This is a genomic window from Ciceribacter sp. RN22, from assembly GCF_024054295.1.
Taxonomy (GTDB): domain Bacteria; phylum Pseudomonadota; class Alphaproteobacteria; order Rhizobiales; family Rhizobiaceae; genus Allorhizobium; species Allorhizobium lividum.
Map to the genome: position 1 here is coordinate 2,375,973 of NZ_JAMXLD010000001.1, position 26,243 is coordinate 2,402,215.

22 protein-coding genes and 1 other RNA gene are annotated in these 26,243 nt (G+C 65.3%); 1 reads left to right on the forward strand and 22 read right to left on the reverse strand.

Features of this window, described 5'->3' with window-relative positions:
* Positions 1-66 precede the first annotated feature (66 nt).
* Together recN and NHF53_RS11600 are read right to left on the reverse strand one after the other, a co-directional pair.
* Positions 67-1,740, reverse strand: a complete 1,674-nt coding sequence (gene recN / locus NHF53_RS11595) for a DNA repair protein RecN (protein ID WP_252834301.1) — start codon at positions 1,738-1,740, stop codon at positions 67-69.
* A gap of 35 nt (positions 1,741-1,775) precedes the next feature.
* Positions 1,776-2,585 (reverse strand): outer membrane protein assembly factor BamD, encoded by an 810-nt coding sequence (locus NHF53_RS11600; RefSeq protein ID WP_374591082.1) that lies wholly within the window; start codon positions 2,583-2,585, stop codon positions 1,776-1,778.
* On the opposite strand from NHF53_RS11600, the gene NHF53_RS11605 reads away from it, so the two are divergent.
* Positions 2,578-2,922, forward strand: coding sequence for a hypothetical protein (locus NHF53_RS11605; RefSeq protein WP_252834987.1), 345 nt, complete (start codon positions 2,578-2,580; stop codon positions 2,920-2,922). The genes NHF53_RS11600 and NHF53_RS11605 overlap by 8 nt on opposite strands.
* Here the strand turns inward: NHF53_RS11605 and lpxC are convergent.
* The 20 genes from lpxC to NHF53_RS11705 all read right to left on the reverse strand — a co-directional run bounded on the left by lpxC (position 2,888) and on the right by NHF53_RS11705 (position 26,006).
* Positions 2,888-3,844 (reverse strand): UDP-3-O-acyl-N-acetylglucosamine deacetylase, encoded by a 957-nt coding sequence (gene lpxC / locus NHF53_RS11610; protein WP_252834303.1) that lies wholly within the window; start codon positions 3,842-3,844, stop codon positions 2,888-2,890. The genes NHF53_RS11605 and lpxC overlap by 35 nt on opposite strands.
* Before the next feature lie 284 nt (positions 3,845-4,128).
* Complete coding sequence (gene ftsZ / locus NHF53_RS11615; protein ID WP_252834304.1) at positions 4,129-5,856, reverse strand: cell division protein FtsZ; 1,728 nt, start codon at positions 5,854-5,856, stop codon at positions 4,129-4,131.
* A gap of 92 nt (positions 5,857-5,948) precedes the next feature.
* Positions 5,949-7,280, reverse strand: coding sequence for a cell division protein FtsA (gene ftsA / locus NHF53_RS11620; RefSeq protein WP_252834305.1), 1,332 nt, complete (start codon positions 7,278-7,280; stop codon positions 5,949-5,951).
* On the reverse strand, positions 7,277-8,203 hold the full coding sequence (locus NHF53_RS11625) for a cell division protein FtsQ/DivIB (RefSeq protein ID WP_374591085.1): 927 nt from the start codon (positions 8,201-8,203) through the stop codon (positions 7,277-7,279). The genes ftsA and NHF53_RS11625 overlap by 4 nt, the downstream gene beginning before the upstream one ends.
* Positions 8,191-9,117, reverse strand: a complete 927-nt coding sequence (locus tag NHF53_RS11630) for a D-alanine--D-alanine ligase (protein ID WP_112688071.1) — start codon at positions 9,115-9,117, stop codon at positions 8,191-8,193. The genes NHF53_RS11625 and NHF53_RS11630 overlap by 13 nt, the downstream gene beginning before the upstream one ends.
* Positions 9,118-9,482: 365 nt before the next feature.
* Positions 9,483-10,457, reverse strand: coding sequence for a UDP-N-acetylmuramate dehydrogenase (gene murB, locus NHF53_RS11635; RefSeq protein WP_252834306.1), 975 nt, complete (start codon positions 10,455-10,457; stop codon positions 9,483-9,485).
* On the reverse strand, positions 10,454-11,869 hold the full coding sequence (gene murC / locus NHF53_RS11640) for a UDP-N-acetylmuramate--L-alanine ligase (protein ID WP_252834307.1): 1,416 nt from the start codon (positions 11,867-11,869) through the stop codon (positions 10,454-10,456). The genes murB and murC overlap by 4 nt, the downstream gene beginning before the upstream one ends.
* Positions 11,866-12,984: an undecaprenyldiphospho-muramoylpentapeptide beta-N-acetylglucosaminyltransferase gene (murG, locus tag NHF53_RS11645; protein ID WP_252834308.1), complete on the reverse strand. Its 1,119-nt coding sequence runs from the start codon at positions 12,982-12,984 to the stop codon at positions 11,866-11,868. The genes murC and murG overlap by 4 nt, the downstream gene beginning before the upstream one ends.
* A gap of 5 nt (positions 12,985-12,989) precedes the next feature.
* Positions 12,990-14,144: a putative lipid II flippase FtsW gene (gene ftsW, locus NHF53_RS11650; RefSeq protein WP_252834309.1), complete on the reverse strand. Its 1,155-nt coding sequence runs from the start codon at positions 14,142-14,144 to the stop codon at positions 12,990-12,992.
* A 1-nt stretch (position 14,145) separates the two neighbouring features.
* Positions 14,146-15,555, reverse strand: coding sequence for a UDP-N-acetylmuramoyl-L-alanine--D-glutamate ligase (gene murD, locus NHF53_RS11655; protein WP_252834310.1), 1,410 nt, complete (start codon positions 15,553-15,555; stop codon positions 14,146-14,148).
* A gap of 7 nt (positions 15,556-15,562) precedes the next feature.
* On the reverse strand, positions 15,563-16,663 hold the full coding sequence (gene mraY / locus NHF53_RS11660) for a phospho-N-acetylmuramoyl-pentapeptide-transferase (protein ID WP_114361442.1): 1,101 nt from the start codon (positions 16,661-16,663) through the stop codon (positions 15,563-15,565).
* A 24-nt stretch (positions 16,664-16,687) separates the two neighbouring features.
* Positions 16,688-18,121, reverse strand: coding sequence for a UDP-N-acetylmuramoylalanyl-D-glutamyl-2,6-diaminopimelate--D-alanyl-D-alanine ligase (locus NHF53_RS11665; RefSeq protein WP_252834311.1), 1,434 nt, complete (start codon positions 18,119-18,121; stop codon positions 16,688-16,690).
* A complete protein-coding gene (locus tag NHF53_RS11670) occupies positions 18,118-19,578 on the reverse strand; it encodes a UDP-N-acetylmuramoyl-L-alanyl-D-glutamate--2,6-diaminopimelate ligase (protein WP_252834312.1) in 1,461 nt (486 codons plus the stop codon). Before NHF53_RS11670 ends, NHF53_RS11665 begins: the two co-directional genes overlap by 4 nt.
* 67 nt (positions 19,579-19,645) lie before the next feature.
* Positions 19,646-21,391 (reverse strand): penicillin-binding protein 2, encoded by a 1,746-nt coding sequence (locus NHF53_RS11675; RefSeq protein WP_252834313.1) that lies wholly within the window; start codon positions 21,389-21,391, stop codon positions 19,646-19,648.
* A complete protein-coding gene (locus NHF53_RS11680; RefSeq protein ID WP_114361438.1) occupies positions 21,391-21,765 on the reverse strand; it encodes a hypothetical protein in 375 nt (124 codons plus the stop codon). Before NHF53_RS11680 ends, NHF53_RS11675 begins: the two co-directional genes overlap by 1 nt.
* A 3-nt stretch (positions 21,766-21,768) precedes the next feature.
* The gene (rsmH, locus tag NHF53_RS11685) at positions 21,769-22,794 is read right to left on the reverse strand and encodes a 16S rRNA (cytosine(1402)-N(4))-methyltransferase RsmH (protein ID WP_252834314.1); all 1,026 of its coding nucleotides are present in this window, start codon (positions 22,792-22,794) and stop codon (positions 21,769-21,771) included.
* Positions 22,795-22,808: 14 nt separating this feature from the next.
* The gene (mraZ, locus tag NHF53_RS11690) at positions 22,809-23,249 is read right to left on the reverse strand and encodes a division/cell wall cluster transcriptional repressor MraZ (protein ID WP_114361436.1); all 441 of its coding nucleotides are present in this window, start codon (positions 23,247-23,249) and stop codon (positions 22,809-22,811) included.
* Between the two features lie 404 nt (positions 23,250-23,653).
* Positions 23,654-24,084, reverse strand: an RNA gene (gene rnpB / locus NHF53_RS11695) — RNase P RNA component class A.
* Positions 24,085-24,155: 71 nt separating this feature from the next.
* Positions 24,156-25,343, reverse strand: coding sequence for an FAD-binding oxidoreductase (locus tag NHF53_RS11700; protein ID WP_252834315.1), 1,188 nt, complete (start codon positions 25,341-25,343; stop codon positions 24,156-24,158).
* 180 nt (positions 25,344-25,523) lie between these two features.
* Positions 25,524-26,006, reverse strand: coding sequence for a lytic transglycosylase domain-containing protein (locus tag NHF53_RS11705; protein WP_374591181.1), 483 nt, complete (start codon positions 26,004-26,006; stop codon positions 25,524-25,526).
* Between the last annotated feature and the right edge of the window lie 237 nt (positions 26,007-26,243).

The window sequence follows — 26,243 nt, forward strand, 5'->3', positions numbered from 1 at the left end:
CGAAGCGGAGGGAAACAGGTTTGCAGAAGGAATGCAATCGTCGGTTACCGCGAAAGCGGTCCGCCGTCAGTTTTCTCCGGCGAGAAGCCGTGCCGCCGCCGCCCGCGCCTCGTCGGTCACCGACGCGCCGGCGAGCATGCGCGCGATCTCCTCGCGACGGTGCTCGGGTTCCATCGTCGCGACCCTGGTCGCGATCTTGTCGCCGGCTTCACCGACCGGCCCCTTGGAAATGAGCAGATGGGTCGCGGCACGGGCGGCCACCTGCGGCGCATGGGTGACGGAAAGCACCTGCACCGTCGAGGAGAGCCGCTTCAGGCGCTGGCCGATGGCATCCGCCACGGCGCCGCCGACGCCGGTGTCGATTTCGTCGAAGACGAGGGTGGGCGCGGAACCGCGATCGGCGAGCGCCACCTTGAGCGCCAGCAGGAAGCGCGAGAGCTCGCCGCCCGACGCCACCTTCATGATCGGCCCCGGCCGCGTGCCGGGATTGGTCTGGACGTGGAATTCGACGGTATCGATGCCCTCGGCGGTCGCAGCCTCCGGGTCGGACATCACCTCGACCATGAAGCGGGCGCGCTCGAGCTTCAACGCCGGAAGCTCCGCCATTACCGCATCGGAAAGGGCCGTCGCCGCATTCGCGCGCTTCGAGGAGAGTGCGGTCGCACGGTGGTCGTAGGCGGCCTTCGCCTCGGCGACCGCAGTCTCCATCTGCCCGAGGCGCTCCTCGCCCGCGTCGAGATCGGCGAGCTCCGCGACCATCCGCTCGGCGAGCGCCGGAAGCTCGGTGACCGGCACGGAGTACTTGCGGCCCGCCGCCCTGAGCGCGAACAGCCGCTCCTCGACCCGCTCCAGTTCGCGGGGGTCGAATTCGGTCCGGCGTAGCGCCGCCTCGACCTCCATCTGGGCGTTGGAGAGGTTGTCGAGTGCCGCGTCGAGAAGCTGCACGGTGTCTTCGAGAAGGCCGGGCGCCTCGTGGCTCTTGCGCTCCAGGCGCCGCATCAGCGAGGCGATCATCGGCACGGGGGAACTGTTGCCGTTCAGGAATTCGGATGCCTCCGCGATATCGCCGGCGATGCGCTCCGCCTTCTGCATCTGCGAGCGGCGGTCGGCGAGTTCGTCCTCCTCGCCGTCGCGCGGCGAGAGGATCTCCAGTTCCTCGACGGAGGCGCGAAGATATTCCGCCTCGCGGGCTGCTGCCTCGACCCGTGCGCGGTGCGCCTTCAACTGCCGATCGGCATCCTTCCAGCGGCGGTAGGCCTCGGAGAGGCCGCCCACCTCGTCCGTCAGTCCGGCAAAGGCATCGAGAAGGGTACGGTGCGCGTCGGTGTCGACGAGCGCACGGTCGTCGTGCTGGCCGTGGATCTCGACGAGCAATTGCCCGGCCTGGCGCATCAGCTGCACGCTCACCGGCTGGTCGTTGATGAAGGCGCGGGTGCGGCCGTCCGCCGATTGTACCCGCCGGAAGATGAGGTCACCGTCCTCGTCGACGCTGTTTTCCTGCAACAGCAGGCGCACCGGATGGGCGTGAGCCACGTCGAACACGGCCGTCACCTGGCCCTTGTCCTCGCCGTGGCGCACCAGAGAGCCATCACCACGGCCGCCGAGCGCCAGCGACAAGCTGTCGAGCAGGATCGACTTGCCGGCGCCCGTCTCGCCGGTCAACACCGAGAGCCCCGCCTCGAAGGACAGGTCGAGCCGCTCGATCAGAACGATATCGCGGATCGATAGCTGGACCAGCATGGGCTTTCAGATCTCGCCTGGTTTGAGACTGACGATCAGCTCCCGAGCAGGAGCTTCTTGCCGGCACGGGAAATCCAGGAGCCGGCATTCTCACGCGGCTCCAGACCACCGGTTTTCAGGAGCTTGTAGGAGTCGGCATACCACTGGCTGTCGGGGTAGTTGTGCCCGAGCACGGCCGCGGCGGTCTGCGCCTCCTCGACGACGCCGAGCGCGTAATAGGATTCCACGAGACGGGCAAGCGCCTCTTCGACCTGGTTGGTCGTCGGATACTTCTCGACGACGACGCGGAAGCGCGAGATCGCCGCCAGATATTCCTTGCGCTCCAGATAGTAGCGGCCGATCTGCATTTCCTTGCCGGCGAGCTGGTCGCGCGCGAACCGGATCTTCGCCTGCGCGTCGTCGACATATTCGGAGTCCGGATACTCGTCGACCACCTTCTGCATGGCTTCGATCGTCTGGTTCGAGGCCTTCTGGTCCTGCGTCACATTGGTGATCTGCTTCCAGTAGGAAAGGCCGACCAGGTACTGCACATAGGCCGAGTCGTCCGCACGCGGGTAGAGGCTGAGATAGCGCTTGCCTGTCGCGGTCGCTTCCGTATAGCGCCCGAGCCGGTACTTCACGAAGGTGCTCATCACCAGCGACTTCTGCGACCATTCCGAGAAGGGGTGCTGGCGGTCGACGGCGTCGAACTTGCGCCCCGCCTCGGCCATGTTGCCGGCCTTGATGTTGGCAAGGCCCTGATTGTACAGCACTTCCGCCGGCTCGGTTTCGGCCGCGAGCTTGGTGATGTCGATGTCGGGATCCGACTGGCACGATGCCAGCAGGGAACCTGTCGCAGTGATCATCAAGAACACGCCGGCGATCCGGGCGGCGGTTCCAAGCATTCCCGACTTAACTTCACTCATTCGACAGTTCCCGATTGCAGCGCTGCGTGAATACCGCCGCTTCCAACTGGCGTTTCTAGCCATAAAAGCGTGGGGAGAGCAACGCAATGATGGTGATTTGACGCAATTTTGTGGCAAGCTCCGAAGGAAATCCCGAATTTGGACGATCGCCCGCAGAGGCTCTGCCGCAGTTCCTCTCTTCCCCGCCGTTCAAAAAAGAAAAGCCGCCTCGACGGGCGGCCTTTCGTGTCATCTGCGCGATGTCAGGCAGACCATGGCGCGAATTCCGGAACGTTGACCGCCACGAACTCCCGCGCGCGCACCTGCTGGCTGCGCACCGGCGCTTCCACGACCTCGTAGGCGCTGCGATCGTCGAGCAAGGCCTTGAGCGCATTGGCGTTCAGCTTGTGGCCGCCGCGGTAGGAACGGTAGCAGCCGATGAACTGCGCACCCGCCATGGCAAGGTCGCCGACGGCGTCGAGCGTCTTGTGGCGAACGAACTCGTCGCCGGCATAGCGCAGGCCTTCCATGTTGACGACGGTGTCGTCGTCAGAAATGACGACCGAGTTTTCGAGCGACGAACCGAGCGCGAATCCGGCGGCCCACAGGCGCTCGACGTCGCGCATGAAGCCGAAGGTGCGGGCGCGCGACAGCTCGTTGCGGAAGGCCGCAGCCGTCATCTCGCCCTGCCACATCTGGCGGCCGATCAGCGGGCTGTCGAAATCGATCTCCACTTCGAAGCGGGTGCCGTCATGCGGGCGGAACTCGGCCCAGGATGCGCCCGATTCGATGCGCACCGGCTTCGTGACGCGGATGTAGCGGCGCTTCACGCCGAGATTCGTGACGCCGACCTGGTCGATCGCCTCGATGAACGGTGCCGAGCTGCCGTCCATGATCGGCATTTCCGCCCCGTCGACCTCGATGATCAGGTTGTCGATGCTAAGCGCATAGATCGCCGCCATCACATGCTCGACCGTCGCGATCGAACTGGCCGCCGAGGTCCCGAGCACGGTGCAGAGATCGGTATTGCCGACCTGCGAGGAAACCGCCCTCAGTTCCGTGATCGCCCCGTTCCCATGCTGACGATGGAAGACGATACCCGTGCCGGCCTCGGCCGGCAGGAAGTTGATGGTTACTGGCGTCCCCGAATGCACGCCGATTCCGGTCAGCGTGACCGGCGCCGCGATGGTGGTCTGAAAACCCAGCAATCCGATTGCCATAGAATAGTGCCTTTATCTGCCGCGGCGGCGGCGTCTCGCCTGGCGAACGCGCCTGCCGCTTATCGTTCTGGAGGGCATGAAATCGGCATTGCACACCGAATCCACCCCTGTCCCGAACCCATACATATGGAGAGCGCTCCGATAGCACAAATCACTGTTTCTTTCGCATTGTTACGAAGGCAAACAATTGGAACCATTGCACAATCACTGCTCTTTCGCAGGTGCGGAAAGTGGAAGCGCCCGGGCCTTGCGACCCGGGCGCCGAAATCACTCCACTTCGAGACTCAGTTCGACTGGCGGCGCAGGAAGGCCGGGATCTCGAGCTGGTCGTCCTCATGCGCCACGCGCGTCTGCGGCACCGTACGGCCCTGGTCGTCGAGCTGGCCGCGGCGCGGCGCATAGAGGCTCGCTTCCGGAGAGAGCGCGCGGCGCTGCTGCGAGGCAGCGGCCGGAGCGGACGCCGTCATGTCGGCGTTGACCGGCTCTTCCTCGTGATGACGGCCGAGCGAGCTCGTGATCCGCTTGAGGAGACCCATCGGGCCGCGTTCGTCCTGCGGGGCCGGAGCGACGCTCGCCCGCTGATCCATCTCGGCGCGGACGACCGGCGGGAAGTCCTCGACCTTCGGCATGCGGACCGGCTCGACCGTCTGGCGGACCGGCTGGGCGACCGGCTCGACGCGGGCCGGGGCAGCCTCGACCGGCGCGGCCGGACGGCTCATGACCGGTGCCGGAGCGGCGGCCGGCTCACGGACGACGGGCTGCTGCGGAGCAGCCGGTGCCGGTGCGGTGAAGAGCTTGCTCTGCGGGCGGAATTCCGGCTGCGCCGGGGCTGCGGCCGGGGCCGGAGCCATCTGGCGGGCCATGGCGATCTCGAGTTCACGCTCCATCTCCGCTTCGGCGGAGCGGATGGTGTCGGCAACCGGATCGGCGGCCTTCGGGGCCTGTGCCACGGCGGGGCGAGCCGGGGCCGGAGCGACGGCTGCGGCCGGGCGCATGACCGGCCGTGCGGCCGGCGCTTCGTAGGTCTTCGGAGCCATGGCACCGGCGGTGCGATCGATGCCGGTTGCGACAACCGACACGCGGATCAGGCCTTCCAGCGCTTCGTCGAAGGTCGCGCCGAGGATGATGTTGGCGTCCGGATCGACTTCCTCGCGGATGCGGGTCGCGGCTTCGTCGACTTCGAAGAGCGTGAGGTCGCGGCCACCGGTGATCGAGATCAAGAGGCCCTGTGCACCCTTCATCGAGGTCTCGTCGAGCAGCGGGTTGGCGATCGCCGCTTCCGCCGCCTGCATCGCACGGCCCGGGCCGGAAGCTTCGCCGGTTCCCATCATCGCGCGGCCCATCTCGCGCATCACCGAGCGGACGTCGGCGAAGTCGAGGTTGATCAGGCCTTCCTTGACCATCAGGTCGGTGATGCATGCCACGCCGGAATAGAGCACCTGGTCGGCCATGGCGAATGCGTCGGCGAAGGTGGTCTTGTCGTTGGCGATGCGGAAGAGATTCTGGTTCGGGATGACGATCAGGGTATCGACGGACTTCTGCAGTTCCTCGATGCCGGCTTCCGCCAGCCGCATGCGGCGCTGGCCTTCGAAGTGGAAGGGCTTGGTGACGACGCCGACGGTGAGGATGCCCTTGTTGCGGGCGGCCTGGGCGACGACCGGAGCCGCACCCGTGCCGGTGCCGCCGCCCATGCCGGCGGTAACGAAGCACATGTGGGTGCCGTTCAGGTGATCGATGATCTCATCGATGCATTCCTCGGCGGCTGCGCGGCCGACTTCCGGCTGCGAACCGGCGCCGAGACCTTCGGTGACGCTGGCGCCGAGCTGGATGATCCGCTCGGCCTTCGTCATCGTCAGCGCCTGCGCGTCGGTATTGGCGACGACGAAATCGACGCCCTGGAGCCCGGCGGTGATCATGTTGTTGACGGCGTTGCCGCCACCGCCACCGACCCCGAATACCGTGATCCGAGGCTTCAGCTCGGTGATGTCTGGCTTCTGCAGCTTAATGGTCATGTTACCCGTTCCTTCTTTCTCCGGCCGCATCGCCACGCCGGCCTGATCTCTTCAACTCTTCTTGCCTTGCGCCGCCACGGCGAGGCAGAAACTCAAAAACTCTCTTTCAGCCATTGCCCGACGCGGGCGATCCGGCTGTTTCCGTTGCCGAAGGGCGAAAACAGCCCGCCCTGCCCTGCATGTGTCTCCTGGTCGGCGACCTGCGGATAGATCAGAAGACCGACCGCGGTCGAAAACGCCGGCCCCTTGGCCGCCACCGGCAGGCCCGCGACCCCCATCGGGCGGCCGATCCGCACATTGCGTGCGAGCACGCGGCGGGCGGCTTCCGGAAGGCCGGTCAGCTGGCTTGCGCCGCCGGTGAGGACGACGCGCTTGCCGACGACCGGGCTGAAACCCGACTGCTGGATCCGGTCGCGCAGCATTTCGAGAATTTCCTCGATACGGGCGCGGATGATTCTCGTCACCAGCGAGCGCGGCACCTGGGTCGGCTGGTCGCGATCGTCCTCGCCGATAGGCGGAACCGAGATCACGTCGCGCTCGTCGGTGCTGTTGGAGAGCGCCGAGCCGTGGACGACCTTCAGGCGTTCGGCATCCTCGATCCGGGTCGACAGACCGCGTGCGAGGTCGGTGGTGACGTGATGGCCGCCGATCGCGATCGCATCGGTATGGATGAGCTTGCCTTCGGCGAAGACGGAGATGGTGGTCATGCCGCCGCCCATGTCGATTGCCGCGCAGCCGAGTTCGACTTCGTCGTCGACGAGGGCCGCCAGCCCGCTGGCATAGGGGGTTGCGACCACGCCTTCGACCGACAGATGCGCACGGTTGATGCAGAGTTCGAGATTGCGCAGCGCCGGCCGTTCCGCGGTGACGACGTGCATGTCGACACCGAGCTCGTCGCCGTACATGCCGAGCGGATCGCGGATGCCGCGCTCGCCGTCGAGCGAGAAGCCCGTCGGCAGCGAATGCAGGACGATGCGGTCGTGACGCTGCGACTGCTGACCGGCGGCGACGAGAACCTTCTTCAGGTCGCTCGATTCGACTTCCTGGCCGCCGAGATCGATGGTCGCCGTATAGACGTCGCTGGCGAGCCGCCCGGCGGAGACGTTGACGATCAGGCTCTCGACGGTGAGGCCGGCCATGCGCTCGGCCGCATCGACGGCGAGCCGGACGACGCTCTCGACGGCATCGAGATCGGCGATCACGCCGCACTTCACGCCGCGGGAGCGCTGGTGGCCGATGCCGATGATCTCGACATTGTGGGTGCGGCCCGGCAGGACCGAACTTTCCTTGCGTGGCGTCAGCCGGCCGATCATGCAGACGACCTTGGTCGAGCCGATGTCGAGGACCGACACGACATGCGACCGCTTCGCCGAAAGGGGCTTCAGGCGCGGCAGACCGAAACTGGAGCTACCGAAAAGGCTCATATACTCTGCTCCGCCTTCTTGAGGGCCTTGGCCCGCTGTTCCAGCACCACCTGACGACGCGCCTGCGCTTCGGGCGTCAGCTGGATCGTCGTGCGATCGGGAAGCCGCAGGTCGATCGCCGCGATGTCGCGTGCCAGCACCTGCTGCTCGGCATCGAGCTTGGAGAGCAGTGCCAGCGCGTCGTCGAGGTTCTCCTCGGGAAGTTTCACCACCACGCCATTGTCGAGATGGATGTCCCACCGGCGGCTTGCGACGCGAATGAAGGCCTTCACGCGGCCGGCGATCTGCGGCCACTTGGCAAATTCCTGCTCGACGGAAGCGGCCGCCGTCTCGGCGTCACGGCCGACGAAGAGCGGCAGCGTCGCGAACTTGTTGTCGCGCAGCGGGCCGATGACGCTGCCGTTGCGCTCGATCAGCGAAAGTTCCGTGCCGTGCTGCCAGATTCCGTAAGCCTTGCGCTCATGCAGTGCGACCTGGATCGTCGAGGGGTAGACCTTGCGGACCTCCGCACTCTCCACCCAGGGAAGCCTGGAAAGCTGGGCACGGGCCGCATCGATGTCGAGGGAGATGAGCGACGTCGTGCCGTCGAGCCCGAGCAGCTGCAGGATGTCGATTTCCGAGGTCTGCTCGTTGCCGGCGACCTTGACGTCCTCGATGGCGAAGCCCGCGAACGAGGTCAGCGACTGCGCAACCTGCGCCCCATGCCCGCCCGCGACGACGCCGTAGAAACCCACGAAGGAGCAATAGCCGACGAAGGAGAGACGCCCGACATAATGCGGGATTCCGATTCGACCGGAGCAGAGCCCGAGCGCGAAGCGCGTAGCACGGCGCAGCGGACGCGGAAGCACCACCGCCTCGCCCGCCGGCGACGCAGCCGAAATCCCGGCCCGGGACTTATGCTTTCTGCCGCCTAGCGCAAGCACGATGCTTCCTCCACCATCCAACGAACGAATTCACCAAAGCCGAAACCGGCGTGAGCGGCCATCTCAGGAACCAGCGAGGTCGGGGTCATGCCGGGCTGGGTATTGATCTCCAGCCAGATGAGCTCACCGTCTTCGGAGAACCGGTCGTCGTAGCGGAAGTCCGACCGACTCACGCCGCGGCAGCCGATCGCCTGATGCGCCTTCAGGGCCAATTCTTGTATTTTTTGGTAAATTTTCGGTGAAATTTCCGCCGGCAACACGTGCCGGGAACCGCCGGCGACGTACTTCGAATCATAGTCGTAGAAGCTGTGTCCCTGCGGGACAATCTCGGTGACGCCGAGCGCCCGGTCGCCCATGACGCCGCAGGTAAGCTCACGGCCAGCCACATAGTGCTCGACCATGACCCGGTCGCCGTAACGCCATTCGGACGACGTCAGGACTTGCGGCGGATGGGACTGATCCTCCTTGACGATGACGACGCCGAAGCTCGAGCCCTCGCGCACCGGCTTGACGACATAAGGAGGCTTGATCGGATGCTCGGAACCGATGTCGAAGCGCGACATCACCCGCGCTTCCGCAACCGGAATCCCGGCGTTCGCCGCGACGATCTTCGCCTGCCCCTTATCCATGGCCAGCGCCGAGGCGAGCACGCCGGAATGGGTATACGGGATCTGCAGATATTCGAGGACACCCTGGATGGTGCCGTCCTCGCCGAAGGGACCATGGAGCGCATTAAAGGCGACATCCGGCCGCAAATCAGCGAGCACCTGACCAATGTCACGACCGACGTCGATCTTGGTGACGCGATAGCCCTCGCCTTCCAGTGCCTCGGCGCATGCATTCCCGGAGGACAGGCTCACAGGCCGCTCCGAAGAAAGACCACCCATCAGGACGGCTACATGCTTGCCACTCATTTACGCCCCCGGCTGCGAAAGACCGAACATTGTTGAGGTCCGCCGCCACCTGGGCGAGACATGACCCGTTGTCTGAGTAAAACGACATTAAGGTTAATGAAGCGTTTACTTTCGTTAACCGGCGCGCATCGGGTGCTGATTTTTTTTCAAGCGCCGGACACCGGACGCACTTGCTATAATATTGATATCTATTTGTTTTTATTGATTTCCGCGGACGAACGGAAGTAGCCGGCGGCAAGCCTCCGACGCTCCACGGCGACGGGCAAGAGGGGCCGGAAACGAAAAAACGGGCGGAATCGCCGCCCGTTTTCGATGATTCCCTCGAAGACCGGAGGGACCTGTCCGCCCCTCGCCCTCGGGCGTATTTATTCTTCGGTGACGCCCATGAACGGCTTGATCTCTCGTCCCGGCATGAAAATGCCGAGCCGCTTGATCTCCCACTGCAGCTTGATGCCGGAATTCTCAAAGACCCGCTGGCGCACGGTCTCGCCGAGATATTCGAGATCGTAGCCGGTCGCGTGGCCGATATTGATCATGAAGTTGCAGTGGAGCGACGACATCTGCGCGCCGCCGATCATCAACCCGCGGCAACCCGCCTCGTCGATGAGTTCCCAGGCCGAATGGCCTTCCGGATTCTTGAACGTCGAGCCGCCCGTCTTCTCCTTGACCGGCTGCACGGTCTCGCGGTGATGGCGCACGGCATCCATGTCGGCACGGATCTTCGCCTTCTCCTCGGGATAGCCTTCGAAGACCGCGCTGGTGAAGATCAGGTCCGCGGGCGCCGTGGAATGCCGGTAGCTGTAGCCCATGTCGGCCGCGGAAAGCACGTGGATGTTGCCCTTGCGGTCGACCGCCTCGACCTCGACCAGACGTTGGGAGGTGTCGCCGCCATTGGCGCCGGCATTCATGCGCAGCGCGCCGCCGATGCTTCCCGGAATGCCGTAATAGAAGTGGAAGCCACCGATATTGTGGTCCATCGCCATGGCGGCGAGGTGCTTGTCCGGGGTGATGGCGCCGGCGCGGATGCGGTTCTCGCCCGCAAGCTCCACCTGGCCGAAGCCCTTGGCGGAGAGCCGCAGCACGACGCCCGGTATCCCGCCGTCGCGCACGAGCAGGTTGGAACCGACACCGACCACGGTCAGCGGCACATCTTCCGGCAGAAGCTTGAGGAAGGTGACGAGGTCGTCGAGGTCGTGCGGATGGAACATCAGCTCGGCCAGGCCGCCGGCCTGGAACCAGGTGACCCGGTCCATCGGCGCATCCGGCGTCAGACGCCCGCGCAGTTGATTGACGCCGTCTCCGAGCGAGGCGAGCAGCTTTTCTCCATCGACCTGTTTCATTTCCGACCTTCCGAAATCGCTTCCAGTTCCTTGGGCAAGGCGGCAGCCCACTGGGTTATGTTGCCCGCTCCGAGGAGCACGACGAAGTCACCGGGTTTGGCCAGCTCCGCGACGATCGGCGCGAGACCTTCCGGTCCCGGCAGATACCGTGCGTCGCGGTGGCCGCTCGCCTTGATGCGCGAGACCAGCGCCTCGGCGTTTGCCCCTTCGATCGGGTCCTCGCCCGCCGCATAGACCGGCGCCAGCATGATGCAGTCGGCATCGTTGAAGCAGTTGGCGAAGTCCTCGAAGAGGCTTGAAAGACGGGTATAGCGGTGAGGCTGGTGGATAGCAATGACCCGCCCGCTACACGCTTCGCGTGCTGCCTTGAGCACGGCCTTGATCTCAACCGGGTGATGGCCGTAGTCGTCGAAGATCGACACGCCGTTCCAGGTCCCGGTCAGCGTGAAGCGGCGCTTGACGCCGGAAAAGCCCGACAGTCCCTTACGGATCGCCTCTTCCGGAATGTCGAGCCGGTTGGCGACGGCAATTGCCGCGCAGGCGTTCGAAATGTTGTGACGGCCGGGCATCGGCAGCGTCAAGTCCTTGAAGGTGAAGACCCGGCCCGTGCGCCGCCGGCGGATCTCGACGTCGAAGGTCGAGTGGGTTCCTTCGAGCCGGACGTTGGAGAAGCGGACATCGGCCTGCGGGTTCGCACCATAGGTGATGACCTTGCGGTCCTCGATCTTGCCGACGAGCGCCTGCACTTCCGGATGGTCGAGGCACATCACGCCGAAGCCGTAGAAGGGCACGTTCTCGACGAACTGGCGGAAGGCCGCGCGCACCGCGTCGAAATTGCCGTAGTGGTCGAGGTGCTCGGGATCGATGTTGGTGACGACAGCCACTTCCGCCGGCAGCTTCAGGAAGGTGCCGTCGGATTCGTCGGCCTCGACGACCATCCACTCGCCCTCGCCCATCCGGGCATTGGTGCCGTAGGCGTTGATGATGCCGCCGTTGATGACCGTCGGGTCGAGACCGCCCGCTTCGAGAAGCGCGCCGACCATCGACGTGGTCGTCGTCTTGCCGTGGGTACCGCCGATGGCGATCGCGTTGCGGAAGCGCATGAGCTCGGCGAGCATTTCCGCACGGCGCACGACCGGCAGCAGCTTTTCGCGCGCCGCGACCAGTTCCGGATTGTCCTTCTTGATAGCCGTCGAGACGACCACGACTTCCGCATCACCGAGGTTTTCCCCCTTGTGACCGACGAAAACCTCGATGCCCTTGGCGCGCAGGCGCTGGACATTGGCGCCGTCGCTCTGGTCGGAGCCCTGCACCCGGTGGCCAAGATTGTGCAGGACCTCGGCGATCCCGCTCATGCCGATCCCACCGATGCCGATGAAATGGACCAGGCCGATTGTGGTCGGCATTTTCATGACTTGGCTCCCTTCACATGCGCTCGCGTCTTGCCGGCAATAGCCTCTACGAGATCGGCAAGCAAGTTCGATGCATCAGGCATGCCAGATCGCCGCGCCGCCGTTGCCGTGTCGGAAAGACGCTCCGGCTCGCTCATCGCCGCCTTCAAGAGGCCAGCGAGCCGCTCGACGGAGAGGTCCTTCTGCTGGATCACCTCAGCGCCGCCGTTCGCCGCGAGCGCTGCGGCATTCGCCGCCTGGTCGTGGTCGAGTGCGTAAGGATAGGGCACGAGGATCGAGGGTCGCCCGATGATCGAGAGTTCCGAAACCGTCGAAGCGCCCGAGCGGCAGACGACGAGATGGGCGGCGGCGATGCGCGCCGCCATGTCGGTGAAGAACGGCGAGACGTCCGCGGTGATCCCGAGCGCCCGGTAGCGGGCGGCCACCGGCTCGGCATCCTCCGGTCGCGCCTGCTGGGTCACCGTCAGCCGGTGCCGAAGCGGTTCATCGAGAAGCGCGACGGCGTCCGGCACGGCGGAGGAGAAGAACTGCGCGCCCTGGCTGCCGCCGAACACGACGAGACGGAAGGGCTGCCCTTCCCGCGACGGGGCGTAGGGAATGCTCGACGCCGCGACGACCGCCGGCCGCACCGGATTGCCGGTGACCGTCGTCTTTTCCGAGTATGCTCCGCCTTCCGGCAGGAAGCCGCCCGCGATCGCCGTCACGCGGCTTGCGAGCACCTTGTTGGCGCGGCCCATGACGGCGTTCTGTTCATGGATCGCCGTCGGTATGCCGAGACGGACCGCCGCCAGCAGCGGCGGCAGGGTCGGATAGCCGCCGAAGCCGATGACGGCGAGCGGCTTCAGCTCCCGGATCAGCCGGCGGGCGGCACGGTAGCCGCGCCAGAGCGTCAGCAGCGCCCGCGCGACGGCGACCGGGCTCTTGGAGCCGATCGTGGCGGACGGCACGGTGTGGATGATCTCGGCGGGGAACATGCCGGCATAGCGTTCGGCCCGGTTGTCGGTGACGAGATGAACCGTATAGCCGCGATCCACCAGCGAGTGGCTGAGCGCTTCGGCCGGAAAGAGGTGTCCGCCGGTTCCGCCGGCGGCGAGAAGGATAAGGCCCTTTGCCATTGCCATTACTCCGCCGGAACGCCACGGACCGAGCGGAACAGGCTCCGCTCCTGCGCACGCTTTTCCGGCCGCCGCCGCGTGAGCGCCAGGATGAAACCCGCCGTCACGCAGATCGCGATCATCGACGAGCCGCCGTAAGAGATCAACGGCAGCGTCATGCCCTTCGCCGGCAGGAGTTCGAGGTTCACCCCGATGTTGATCAGCGACTGGACACCGATCTGCAGCACGAGGCCAGCAACGGCGAACCGGTTGAAGTCGTTGCGCTCCTTGAAGGCGTGGTTGAGGCCGCGCAGCACCAGGAAGGCAAAGATCGAGACGAGAACGATGCAGAAGACGATGCCGAATTCTTCCGCCGCGACCGAGAAGATGAAGTCGGTATGGCTGTCGGGAATGATCCGCTTGACCATGCCCTCGCCCGGCCCTTGTCCGAACCAGTCGCCGCGGATGATCGCCTCGCGTGCGGTATCGACCTGGAAGGTGTCGCCCTCGCCCGTCAGGAAGCGGTCGATACGGCCCGCGACGTGCGGCAGCGTCAGATAGGCGCCGACGAGGCCGACACCGCCGAGCCCGCCGAGCACCATGATCCAGAGCCACGGCATGCCGGCCATGAAGAACATCCCGCCCCAGACGACCGAGGTCAGGATCGTCTGGCCGAGGTCAGGCTGGGCAATCAGCAGCGCGGCGACCATGCCGAAGAGGATGATCGCGAAGAAGTTGCCCGGGATCTCGGGCTGGCGGGCATGTTCGGCGAAAAGCCAGGCGCAGACGACCACGAAGGCGGGCTTCATGAACTCCGACGGCTGGATCGAGATGCCGGCGAGCGTCACCCAGCGCCGTGCGCCTTTGACCTCGATGCCGAAGAACAGCGCCAGCACCATCATGAGCAGCGAGACGGCCAGGATGACGATCGCGGTCCGCCGCACCTGCCGCGGCGAGAGGAAGGACAGGCCGAACATCACGCCGAGCGCCGGCAGCATGAAGGCCGCGTGGCGCTTGACGAAGTGGAAGCTGTCGAGGCCGAGGCGCTCGGCAACCGCCGGCGAGGCCGCGAAGGAGAGCATGAAACCGATGCCCATCAGCAGGACGAATGTCACAAGGAACAGACGGTCTATGGTCCAGAACCACTCGGCCACAGGCCCCCTCTCAACGCGGCTCACCATGTCAGTTGCCTCCTTCAGGAGCGTCGATCAGCATTTCAATCCCGTCGAGCGCCGCGACGTGGCGGACGAAGGCGTCGCCGCGGACCTCGAAGTTCTTGTACTGGTCGAAGCTTGCGCAAGCCGGGGAAAGCATCACCGCGACGGGCTGGCCGTCCGCCGCCGCATCGGCGGCGGCGTGGGCGACCGCCCGTTCGAGCGTGCCGGAAATCTCGTAAGTCACCGCCTCGCCGAGCGTGGCTGCAAAGGCGGACGCCGCCTCGCCGATCAGGTAGGCCTTGGCGATGCGCGGAAAGAGCGGTGCGAGGCTCGCGATGCCGCCCTCCTTGGGCAGCCCGCCGGCGATCCAGTAGATACGGTCGTAGCTCGAAAGCGCAGGTGCGGCGGCCTCCGCATTGGTCGCCTTGCTGTCGTTGACGAAGACGACCTCGCCGCGGCGCCCGACCGGCTGCATGCGGTGCTTGAGGCCGGCAAATGAGCGGAGCCCGGCCCGGACCTCGTCGAGGGAGACGCCGACGGCGAGACAGGCGGCGATCGCCGCTGCCGCGTTCTGGGCATTGTGGCTGCCGCGCAGTGTCTGGATACCGTTGAGATCGGCGACGACCGAGGTCGCGCCGCCTTGGGCCTCGATGATCCGGTGGCCGTCGTTATAGAAGCCATCGGCGAGCGGCTGCCGCTTCGAAATGCGCATCACCCTGGTACCGGCGCGCTCGACGCGATCGGCGATCAGCTCGCAATAGCTGTCGTCGACGCCGATCACCGCCGTATCGCTGCCGGCAACGAGACGCTCCTTGACGTCGGCATAGTGCTGGATCGTGCCGTGGCGGTCGAGATGGTCCGGCGTGACGTTGAGCAGGATGCCCGCGGTCGGGTCGATCGTCGGCGCGAGGTCGATCTGGTAGGAGGAGCATTCGACGACGAAATAGCGTCCCTCCTTCGGCGGATCGAGGGTCAGCACCGCCCGGCCGATATTCCCGCCGAGCTGCGTGTCCCTGCCGCTCGCCGAAAGGATGTGGGCGATCAGCGCCGTGGTGGTCGACTTGCCGTTGGTGCCGGTGATCGCGATGAACGGGCAATCCGGCGCGTGAGCCCTGCGCTCGCGCACGAAGAGCTCGACGTCGCCGATCACCTCGACGCCCGCGGCCCGCGCCAGCCCGACCGTCCAGTGCGGTTTCGGATGGGTGAGCGGCACGCCCGGCGACAGCACGAAGGCGGCAAAGACGCTCCAGTCGGCGTCATGCAGGTCCTGCGTCACAACCCCTTCAGCGCCGGCCTTCGCCACGCTGTCGGGATTGTCGTCCCAGGCGATAACCTCGGCCCCGCCCGCAATCAGCGCCTTCGCGGTCGCGAGCCCCGACCCGCCAAGCCCGAAGAGTGCGACCTTCCTGCCCCTGGATGTGGAGACCGGGATCATCGCCCCCTCACCGGAGTTTGAGGGTCGAGAGGCCGAGCATGGCGAGCCCCACGGCGATGATCCAGAAGCGGATCACCACCTGGCTCTCGGTCCAGCCGAGTTTCTCGAAATGATGGTGGATCGGCGCCATCAGGAAGACGCGCTTGCCGGTCATCTTGAAATAGCCGACCTGGATGATGACCGACAGCGTCTCCATGACGAAGAGGCCGCCGATGATCGCCATGACGATCTCGTGCTTGGTGGCGACGGCGACGGTGCCGATGAGCCCGCCGAGCGCGAGCGATCCGGTGTCACCCATGAAGATCGCCGCCGGCGGGGCGTTGAACCAAAGGAAGCCGAGGCCCGCACCGATGACGGCGCCGAGAACGACGGCGAGTTCGCCGGTGCCCGGCACGAAATTGATCTGCAGGTAGTTCGAGAAGACCGCGTTACCGGTCAGATAGGCGATGATGCCGAAGGACGCCGCCGCGATCATCACCGGCACGATCGCCAGCCCGTCGAGGCCGTCGGTCAGGTTGACGGCGTTCCCGGCGGCGACGATGACGAAGCCGCCGAAGAGCACGAAGAAGATGCCGAGGTCGATCAGGAAGTCCTTCAAGAAGGGAAAGGCGACCGAGGAGCCGAAGGTCGAACCCTGCGGGCCGGAGGTCAGCGCCGTGTTCATCATGAAGTAGACGGCAATGCCGGCGATGACGAATTCGATGCCGAGGCGCGCCTTGCCGGAGAAGCCCTTCTCCGTCTGCTTCGTCACCTTCAGGTAGTCGTCGTAGAAGCCGATCGCGCCGAAGCCGAGGGTCACGAGCAGCGTCGAGACGACGTAGACGCTCGAAAGATCCGCCCAGAGCAGCGAGGAGACGACGATCCCCGCGAGGATCATCAGACCGCCCATCGTCGGCGTTCCGGCCTTCTTGAAATGGGTCTGCGGTCCGTCGGCACGGATCGGCTGTCCCCTGCCCTGCCGAATGCGCAGCGAGGCGATCATCGCCGGCCCGAAGAGAAAGACGATCAGCGCCGAGGTGAACAAGGCAGCACCGGTCCGGAACGTGATGTACCGGAAGAGATTGAAAAATTGGAGGTGGTCCGCCAGTTCCACAAGCCAGATCAGCATAAGAGCCCTTTCCGAAACCCCTGATTAATCGCGGCGCCCGATGTCGGCGACCGCCGGAAACTTGTCAAGCAAGGCCGAGACGATCTTCCCGAAACCGGTGCCGAGCGAGGACTTGACCATCAGCACGTCGCCGGGGCGGACGGACGCCACCACGAAATCGGCAAGCTCCGCGGTCGTCTCGCGGTATTCCACCTGAACGCTCTCCGGAAGCGCATCGCGAAGCGCCGCCATTTCCGGACCGGCGAGCCAGACATGCTCGATGCCGGCAGCAAGCAGCGGCCCGGCAAGCTCGGCATGGACCTTGGCTGAAAACTCGCCCATCTCCAGCATGTCGCCGATGACGGCGATCCGCCGTCCGTCGCCCGAGGGATGAGCCGCCGCGAGCACGGCGATCGCCGCGCGCATGGAGGCCGGATTGGCGTTGTAGCTCTCGTCGATCAGCGTGAAGCTGCCGTTGCCGGCCTTCAGCGTATGCCGCTCGCCGCGTCCCTTGACGGCGGAAAGCGATCCGAAGGCATCCGCCGCCGCGGCGACGTCGGCGCCGACGAGCGACACGGCCCCGAGCACCGCAACGGCGTTCTCGGCGATGTGGCGGCCCGGCGCACCGATGACGATTTCCCGCGTTTCGCCGCCGAAGGAGACCCATAGCGTCGAGCTTTCCGCAGCGCCGTCGAACTCCGCCAGGCGGAACTCCGCCTTGGCGTGCTGGCCGAAGCTGTGGACGTTCTCGACGCCCGCCTCCTGCGCCGCCTTCTCGAGAAAGCCGAACTGCGCGTTGTCACGATTGAGCAGCACGTGCCCGCCGGGCTCGACGCCCTCGAAGATCTCGGCCTTGGCGGCAGCGATCTCCTCGAGGCTCGCGAAGTTGCCGAGATGGGCGGCGGCGATCGTGGTGACGATCGCCACATGCGGGCGCACGAGCTGCACCAGGGGGCGGATTTCGCCCGGATGGTTCATGCCGATCTCGAAGACGCCGAATTCGGTATCCGCCGGCATGCGGGCGAGCGTCAGCGGCACGCCCCAGTGATTGTTGAACGAGGCGACGGCCGCGTGCACCTTGCCCGACGGCTCCAGCGCGCGGCGCAGCATCTCCTTGGTCGTCGTCTTGCCGACCGAGCCGGTGACGGCGATGATCTTCGCGGACGAACGGTCGCGCGCGGCGGCGGCGAGCTTCTCCAGGGCCGCCAGCACGTCCTCGACGACGATCATCGGAACGGTGACGCGCCCGAGCGCCGGAAGCTTCGCCTCGGCGACGACGAGCAGGGAAGCGCCGTTGGCAACGGCAAGGCTTGCGAAGTCGTGTCCGTCGACCCGATCACCCTTGATGGCGAAGAAGGCCTCGCCGGCGGTGATCGTGCGGCTGTCGATCGAGATGCCGGTGATCCCTTCGGGCGGCGTGCCGAACGGTCGGCCCGCCATCGCCTCGATCATCTCGTCCGTCGTCCAGAGAAACGTCAATGTCCAAGCTCCTCCAGCGCCTTGCGCAGTTCGGCATGATCGGAGAACGGCAGCGTCACATCGCCGACCACCTGCCCTTCCTCATGCCCCTTGCCCGCGACGATCAGGGTATCGCCGGAAGACAGCATCGAGACCGCATGGCGGATCGCTGCGGCGCGGTCGCCCATCTCGATCGCGGTCGGCGCAGCGGCCATGATCTCCGCGCGGATTTCGGAGGCGACCTCCGAGCGTGGATTGTCGTCGGTCACGATCACCACGTCGGCGAGCCGGCAGGCAATCTCGCCCATGATGGGGCGCTTGCCGCGGTCGCGGTCGCCACCGCAGCCGAAGACGACGATGACGCGGCCGGTGGTGAAGGGACGGACCGAATTGAGGACGTTTTCGAGCGCATCCGGCTTGTGGGCGTAGTCGACATAGGCGAGCGCCCCGTCGGCGGTATGGGCGACGAGTTCGAGACGACCGGCCGCGCCCTGCAGCTTTTCGAGCGCCTTCATCGCGATTGCGACCGGAACGCCGGTGGAGATCGCAAGCCCCGCCGCGACCAGCGCGTTGGCGACCTGGAAATCACCCGCGAGCGGAATGTGGACCTCGTGGATCTCGTCGCCGAAATGCACTTCGGCCACCTGCTTGTGACGCAGGTGCTCGACACGCTTCAGCGCCAGGAAATCGCCGTTGCGGCCGACGGTGCGCACGTCATGGCCGGCGGCGCGTGCAACGCGGATTGCCTCGCCCGACCAGGGATCGTCGGCGAAGATCACCGCCGGTGAGCCCTTGGGCAACAGGGTGTCGAAGAGCCGCATCTTGGCCGACATGTATTCCTCGACCGTCGGATGGTAGTCCATGTGGTCGCGGCCGAGATTGGTGAAGGCGGCGGCCGAAAGCCGCACACCGTCGAGGCGGCACTGGTCGAGACCGTGGCTGGAGGCTTCCATCGCCGCGTGGGTCACGCCTTCCGCCGCAAGCTCGGCGAGCAGCTTGTGCAGCGCCACCGGATCGGGCGTGGTGAGCGAGCCGTAGTCGTTGCGCGAGGGCGAAACGACGCCGGTGGTGCCGATCTGCGCGGCCGGATGGCCGGCCTCGGCCCAGATCTGCCGGGTGAAGGAGGCAACAGAGGTCTTGCCGGCCGTGCCGGTGACGGCGACCATGGTCGCGGGCTGGGCACCGTAGAAGCGTGCGGCCGCGAGCGCCAGGAAGCGGCGTGGATTGGAAACCGTGAAGACCGGAACGTTCGCCTCGACGGCATGACCTGCGACGACCGCGACGGCACCGCGTGCGACGGCATCCGCCGCATAGGCCGCACCGTCGGCTTTCGTTCCCGCGACGGCCACGAACAGCATTCCGGGCGTGACCTTGCGGCTGTCGGCGGAAATGCCCGTGATCGCGAGTTCCCCGACCTCGCCGCCAAGCTGTTCTTTCAGCGTTCCAAACTCGTCATCGGCCAGATCGCGCAGTCGCATGTATTTTCGTTTCCTTGCAGAACAGGCGACTCGCGTGCGAATCGCCTGCATAATTCGAGCATTATTCCTAATAAGAGACGAGCAGCGCCGAGCCGTCTTCCCCGAATTTGGGTTCTACACCGAGAATTGCGGCGCTTCTGCGAATGATGTCCGCCACCATCGGCGCGGCCGAATTGCCGGCGAGCGCCGCGCCGTTGCCCTTGTCCGTCCTCGGCTCATCGATGACGGTGAGCACGACATACTGCGGATTGTCGATCGGGAAGGCAGCGAGGAAGGCGTTGAAGTTCTTGTCGCTGACATAGCGGCCGTTGACGACCTTGTCCGCCGTGCCGGTCTTGCCGCCGACGTTGAAGCCCTCGACGCGCGCTTTCTTGCCGGAACCCTTGATGCCGTTCACCTCGAACAGATAGCGCATGTCGTCGCTGGTCGACGGACGGAGGACCTGCTGGGCCACCTGGTCGGCCTGTTCCCGCGTGCGCGTCAGGAAGGTCGGCTGAATGAGCTTGCCGCCGTTCATCAGCGCGACGCCTGCAACCGCGGTCTGCAGCGGCGTCGTCGAGACCCCGTGACCGAAGGAAATGGTGATCGAGTTGATCTTCTTCCATTCGCGCGGCTGGCTCGGGGTCGCGACCTCCGGCAGCTCGGTCTGCATGCGCGTGGTGAGGCCCAAACGCTCCAGGAACGCCTTGTGCCCTTCCGTGCCGACCGTGTCGGCGATCTTGGCGGTGCCAATGTTGGAGGAATACTGGAAGATCTCGGGTACGCTCAGGATGCGGTTCTTGCCGTGGAAGTCCTTGATCGTGTAGCGGCCGATGCGGATCGGATAACGGGCGTCGAAGGTGTCGGAGAGCTTCACCTTGCCCGAATCGAGACCCATGGCCAGCGTGAAGGACTTGAAGGTCGACCCCATCTCGAACGTCCCGTTCGACATGCGGTTGAGCCAGCCTTCCTGCGCGCTCGCCGCCGGATTGTTCGGATCGAAGTCCGGAACAGAGACCATCGCCAGCACTTCGCCGGTATGGACGTCGAGGACGACGCCGCCGGCGCCGAGCGCCTCGAATTTCTTCACCGCGTCGACCACCACGTCATGCACGATGTTCTGCACGCGAAGGTCGATCGACAGGCGAACCGGTTCAAGCGGCGTGTCGGTCGTCATGCCGAGCGCGGTGAGGTCGGCCAGCCCCTGGCTGTCGATGTAGCGCTCCATGCCGGCCATGCCGCGGTTGTCGATATTGACATAGCCGACGATGTGCGAGGCCGTGGTGCCGCCGGGATAGAAACGGCGCTTCTCGGGGCGGAAGCCGATGCCCGGAATGCCGAGCGCCAGGATCTGGCTCTGCTGCTTCGGCGTGAGCTGGCGGCGCAGCCACTGGAAGCGGGAGTCGGAGGAGAGCTTCTTGTAGGTTCCCTTGATGTCGAGATCGGTCAGCACCGTCGCGAGCTTCTCGACCGCTTCGTCGGGATCGACGATCTTGTGCGGCTCGGCAAAGAGCGAGACGGTGCGGATGTCAGTCGCCAGGACCTCGCCGTTGCGGTCGAGGATGTCCGGTCGCGACGCCATCAGCCGGTCCGCCGGCACGATGCTGGAGACGGTCTCGGGGTGGGCGTAACCGTACTGGACCAGCCGCCCGCCGATCACGCCGTAGGCGACGACGAAGCCGGCGATCATCAGGCCGACACGCTTGCGGGCGAGTTCCGACTTGCGTTTGCCGGTCCCCTTGATGGCGACGGCCTTGCCGACGACGGCGCGGTCGCCGCCGGTCGCGAAATGCGCCTGGCTTTTCAAGAGCATGATGCGTGAGAGGAAAGACATCAGGGCTTCACCGATCCTGTTGTGATGAGATCCGAGACGGGATCCTTGCTCTTCTCGCCCTCGGCCACCTCCGGCTTGGGCAACTCACTCTTCAACATCGGCAACTCGACGGGCCGCACGAGCTGTTCGGGCGCCGTCGGCTGCAGCTGCAGTTCCGGCCCGTAGACGGCAAGCAGCCGCTCGAGCCGGTTCGGCTGGGTCAAGAGCGCCCAGTCGGCCTTCAGGAGATCGATCGTATCCTTTTCGAGCTTGATCTCGGCCTCGATACGGCGAACCTCCTGCAGTTTCTCGTCCGCGTGGTGCTTGATCGAATAGGTGACGGTCGCCGCCGCGACCATGGAACCGATCATTATGAGATCAAGGGTCTTCAGCATGGCTCATCCTCCGATCCGGTCGAGGCTGGCGAGGTCCGGCAGGTCGAAGATCGACATGTCCGCCTTCGGTACCGGCGCGTGGGTGCGGATACCGGCCCGAAGTTTGGCGGAGCGGGCGCGCGGATTGGCCTCGGCCTCCGCTTCGCTCGCCGCGACCATGCCCTTGCCGACGGGCTCGAAGGTCGCCGGCACCCCCTGCACCATCGGCAGGTGGCGCGAGCCGGACGCCTTGCCCGAACGCTCGGTGAAGAATTTCTTGACGATCCGGTCTTCGAGCGAATGGAAGGTCACCACCACCAGCCGGCCGCCGGGCTTCAAGGCCCGCTCGGCGGCAAAGAGCGCCTGCGCAAGCTCCCCGAGTTCGTCGTTGACGAAGATGCGCAGCGCCTGGAAGACGCGGGTCGCCGGGTGGATCTTGTCCTTCGCCTTGCGCGGCGTCACGATCTCGATCAGGCCGGCAAGGTCGCGCGTCGTACGGAAAGGCTCGCTCGCCCGCTTCTTCTCGATTGCGCGGGCGATGCGCCCCGCCTGCTTTTCCTCGCCGAGGAAACCGAAGATGCGGATGAGGTCGCCGACCTTGGCGCGGTTGACGACGTCCGCCGCCGAGACCCCCTCGGCCGACATGCGCATGTCGAGCGGTCCGTTCTTCTGGAAGGAGAAGCCACGCTCGGCCTCGTCGATCTGCATCGAAGACACACCGATGTCGAGCACGACGCCGTCGAGCCCGTCTGCGGGCGCATGGAGGTCAAGCTCGGAAAAGCGGGAATGGATGAGCGTGAGATGGCCGCCGCGCGCCGCCACCAGCGGCTGGCCGGCGGCGATCGCCGTCGGGTCGCGGTCGAGCGCAATCACGTCTGCGCCGGCATCGAGGATGGCGCTCGTATAGCCGCCAGCCCCGAACGTGCCGTCGAGGATGATCTTGCCGGATGCCGGTTCGAGCGCCGCGAGCACCTCGGGCAGCAGGACTGGAATGTGGCGAACCGGTCCGCCATCGGCACCAGAGATTTCCGCGCCAGGATTAGCCACCATTCCAAGTCCCCGCCTTACTGTGGCCGCAACCCTCGTAGCTTGCGTGCCTGCCTCGCCGCCGCCTGCGCCTCGAGAAAGGCCTGCGGCTGCCAGAGCTGAAAATGATCCGCCCGCCCGACGAACGCGACCTCCGAGGTGATGCCCGTAAAGTCGCGAATGAAGTCGGTCACCATCAACCGCCCTTCGGCATCGAGCTTCATGAAGACGCCGCCACCATGCACAAGCAGCGACATCTCGTTCGCCAGCGGCGAAAACGGATCCTCGACGGAAATCTGCCGTTCGTAACGCTCCAGCAGATCGGGCCCGCCGACATTGATCGCCGGAAACACGAAATCCTGGAGACAATAGAGCTCCTGAATATCGCGCTTCGCCAGGACAGACCTGAACGCCGCCGGAACGGACACCCGCCCCTTCGTATCGATCCGGTTTGTCACATTGGACAAGAAGCGGTCCATCAAAGCCTACCGCCGCTCCTTCAGACGGGAGGCGAACCATCCACCCCCCGAAACGCGAGAACACGTACACCGTGCCCGAAGGCAGGGAGAACTGCCGATCACCCGCCGCGGGTGACGTTCCCTGAACTTCGATTCTTGGGGTGGAGAACCACCCTGAAACGGTACTCGTATGGGATAGCATGGGACAGTATGGGCGTCAATGGGACAGGGTGGTTTGAAGCTCTCGAAGAGCGTCAAACGTTTATAAGCGGTTAAGCTTAACGAAAGGTTATGGAGACGCCCGCCGACAGCCGATCGCACCGCCCTGCAGGGCTTCGATCGGACACGCGTTCCTCGAAGGCTTTCAATAAGTTGGCGACGAAGGCGCCGACGACCGCCGAAGCCGCCGCGGGAGAAAAAGGGAAAGTGCCAGTCGGCCTGTAAGCCGGGTTCTGTATGGCTCCGGTCGCCCGGAACGTGGCAGCCATTCATCTGGGACAGCGTTTGCACGCTGCCTCACGCAACCCACCCGGATGACTGGCCCGGAAACAGGCTGTGGCACCGCTTGCGCGGCACCCGCGTCATCCCTATTCGGTCTTGCTCCCGGTGGGGTTTACCGTGCCGTCCCTGTTACCAGCGACGCGGTGGGCTCTTACCCCACCCTTTCACCCTTACCCCGCCGGCTTTTGCGTCCTCATGCGGACGGAAAAGCAGGCGGGGCGGTTTGCTTTCTGTGGCACTATCCCTAAGGTCACCCTCGCCGGACGTTATCCGGCACCGTGTTTCCGTGGAGCCCGGACTTTCCTCACCCTACCGCCTTTCGGCACTGGTAGAGCGCGGCTGCCCGGCCGACTGGCAAGCGCTAGATAGTGGACTGCCGCGGCAAATGCCACAGAAAACGTCAGTCCGGAGGTGCTGCCGCGCACTTTATTGGAAACGGGGTGCGAAAACCGCCTGGTCTTCCGGCGACAATGCGCCGTCGAGCAGCAGCCGCGCGCCGAGCCGGCCGATCTCGTCGGAGCTCTTCGCCGCAGCCCCGCAGCCTCCGGTGAGGACCGCGATCCTCTCCTCGTCGACATAGCCGATCGCCGGATAGCCGTTCGAGGTGAACGAGGTAACGCAGGCACCCATGGTGACCGTCGCCTTCGCGACGCCCGGCACCAGCTCGGCCGCGATCCGCACCAGATGCCTGCGGGTCGTCTCGCGCCCGCCGCTGCGATACCAGGCACGGACCTCCGGCTCGCTCGTGAGTTCGAGGTCGTCGGGATCACCGCCGATCTTCAGGTACACCTTGCCGTCGGGATAGCGAACCGGCGGCAAGAGATAGATGTGGTCGAGCGGATCGTCGGGATGGTGGATGAGCGACGGCATGCCGGCGAAGGCTTCAAGATCGGCTTCCGGTATCTCGAAGAAGGCGACGGTGCGGGCATAGACCTTGAGGTCGACCGGCCGCGGCAACAGGTCCTTTGCGATTGAGAAGCCGCCCGTGGCGACCAGCACGCGGTCCGCATAATAGGTGTTGCCCTCGGCGGTCCGGACCGCCACGCCACGGATGTCGTCGCGGACGGAAACCACAGTCTCCGCGATCAGCGTCGCCCCTTCCCTGTGCGCGAGACAGGATTGCGCCCGCACCATCTGCCGCGGATTGACGTATCCCGCCCCCGCCGCCTCGTGGACGCCCTCCTGCCCGGCACCGAAGGAAAAATAGGGAAAGCGCTCGGCAAGGGTCGTGCATTCGAGCATCTGCGGCGCAATTCCGGTGCGATGGGCGGCCTCGCAGATGCGCTCGATATAGGGATCCCGCCCACCCCGCTTCGGCCCGACGATGAGATTGCCGACCTCGTGGTAGAAATCGATGCCGCTCTCCCTTTCGAGGTCGCGGTAGCGCGCGATTGAACGGTTGGCGAGTGCCGCCCAGACAGGGTCCGGATCGATCGTCCGGGTGATCCGCGCCTCGTCGTAATGGCTGGCGAAGACACCTTCGTGACGTGCGGCATCGGCCGGCTCGTCCGGTCCGATGACGGCAACGCCTTCGCTCTCGAGGCTCAGATGCCGCGCGGCGGCGGCCCCCATCATGCCCCGCCCGACGACGATGAATTTGAAGCGATCGCTCATGCCCGTTCCCGCCCGATCATCCGTGATTATGATTCCAGTTCAGATATTTGCCAATCCAACTTGAATCAGTCTCTCACAAATTGCGAGCTCGGTTTACGACGAAGATCAAACTCCGGGACATCGCCGCCGGCGGCGTGTTCTCCCGCGGACGATCTGCCGCGGGAGATGAACGCCCGGCGATCAGCTGCCGATCAGCGCCAGCACCTTGCCGCAATAGCGCTTCGAGACGGGGTTCATGCGCTTTGCCGCGTGGCCGGCATTGTATTTGAGGATCGTCGAGCAGGTCCTGCCGTCACCGAGCTCATGGGCAGCAGCCAGATACTTCATGCCGTAGCGAATATTGGTTTCCGGGTCGTAGAGCCCCTTCGAGGAGCCGGAATAGCCCATCATGCGCGCCGTCGAGGGCTTGATCTGCATGAGGCCGATTTCGCCGGCGCTGCCGTGTGCCCTGGGATTGAAGTTGCTTTCGATGCGGACGACGGCATGGGCGAGGTTCACCGGAACGCCGTAGGCCTTGGCATATTTCGAAATGATCTGGGTGTAGGGGCTCTGGGAAAAGGATGGCGCGCTTGGAAAACCTGCGTCTCGTTTGACGACCTTCAGCGGCGCCGAGAAGCTGCGTTTGTCGTCGTTGCGGGCATGTGCCGCGCCGATACCGGACATGAGGATAGCGGTGCATGCCGCGGCAGCAACAATCAATTTCTGCATGTGAAAAGCCAGTCTCCGAACCAGTGGGGCTATGGCGCGTATTTTTCCTTGCGCAAAAGCGTCCTACCGCGCCATCCCGTTCAGGGAGCGACGCCGCACCTGCCCTCATCGTTGTTATTTGCGGCCGTCACCTCGTTGGGAACTTTGCCGCCGTTTCAGCGAGAGCTTTTAAAGCCGGGCAATATGGAATTC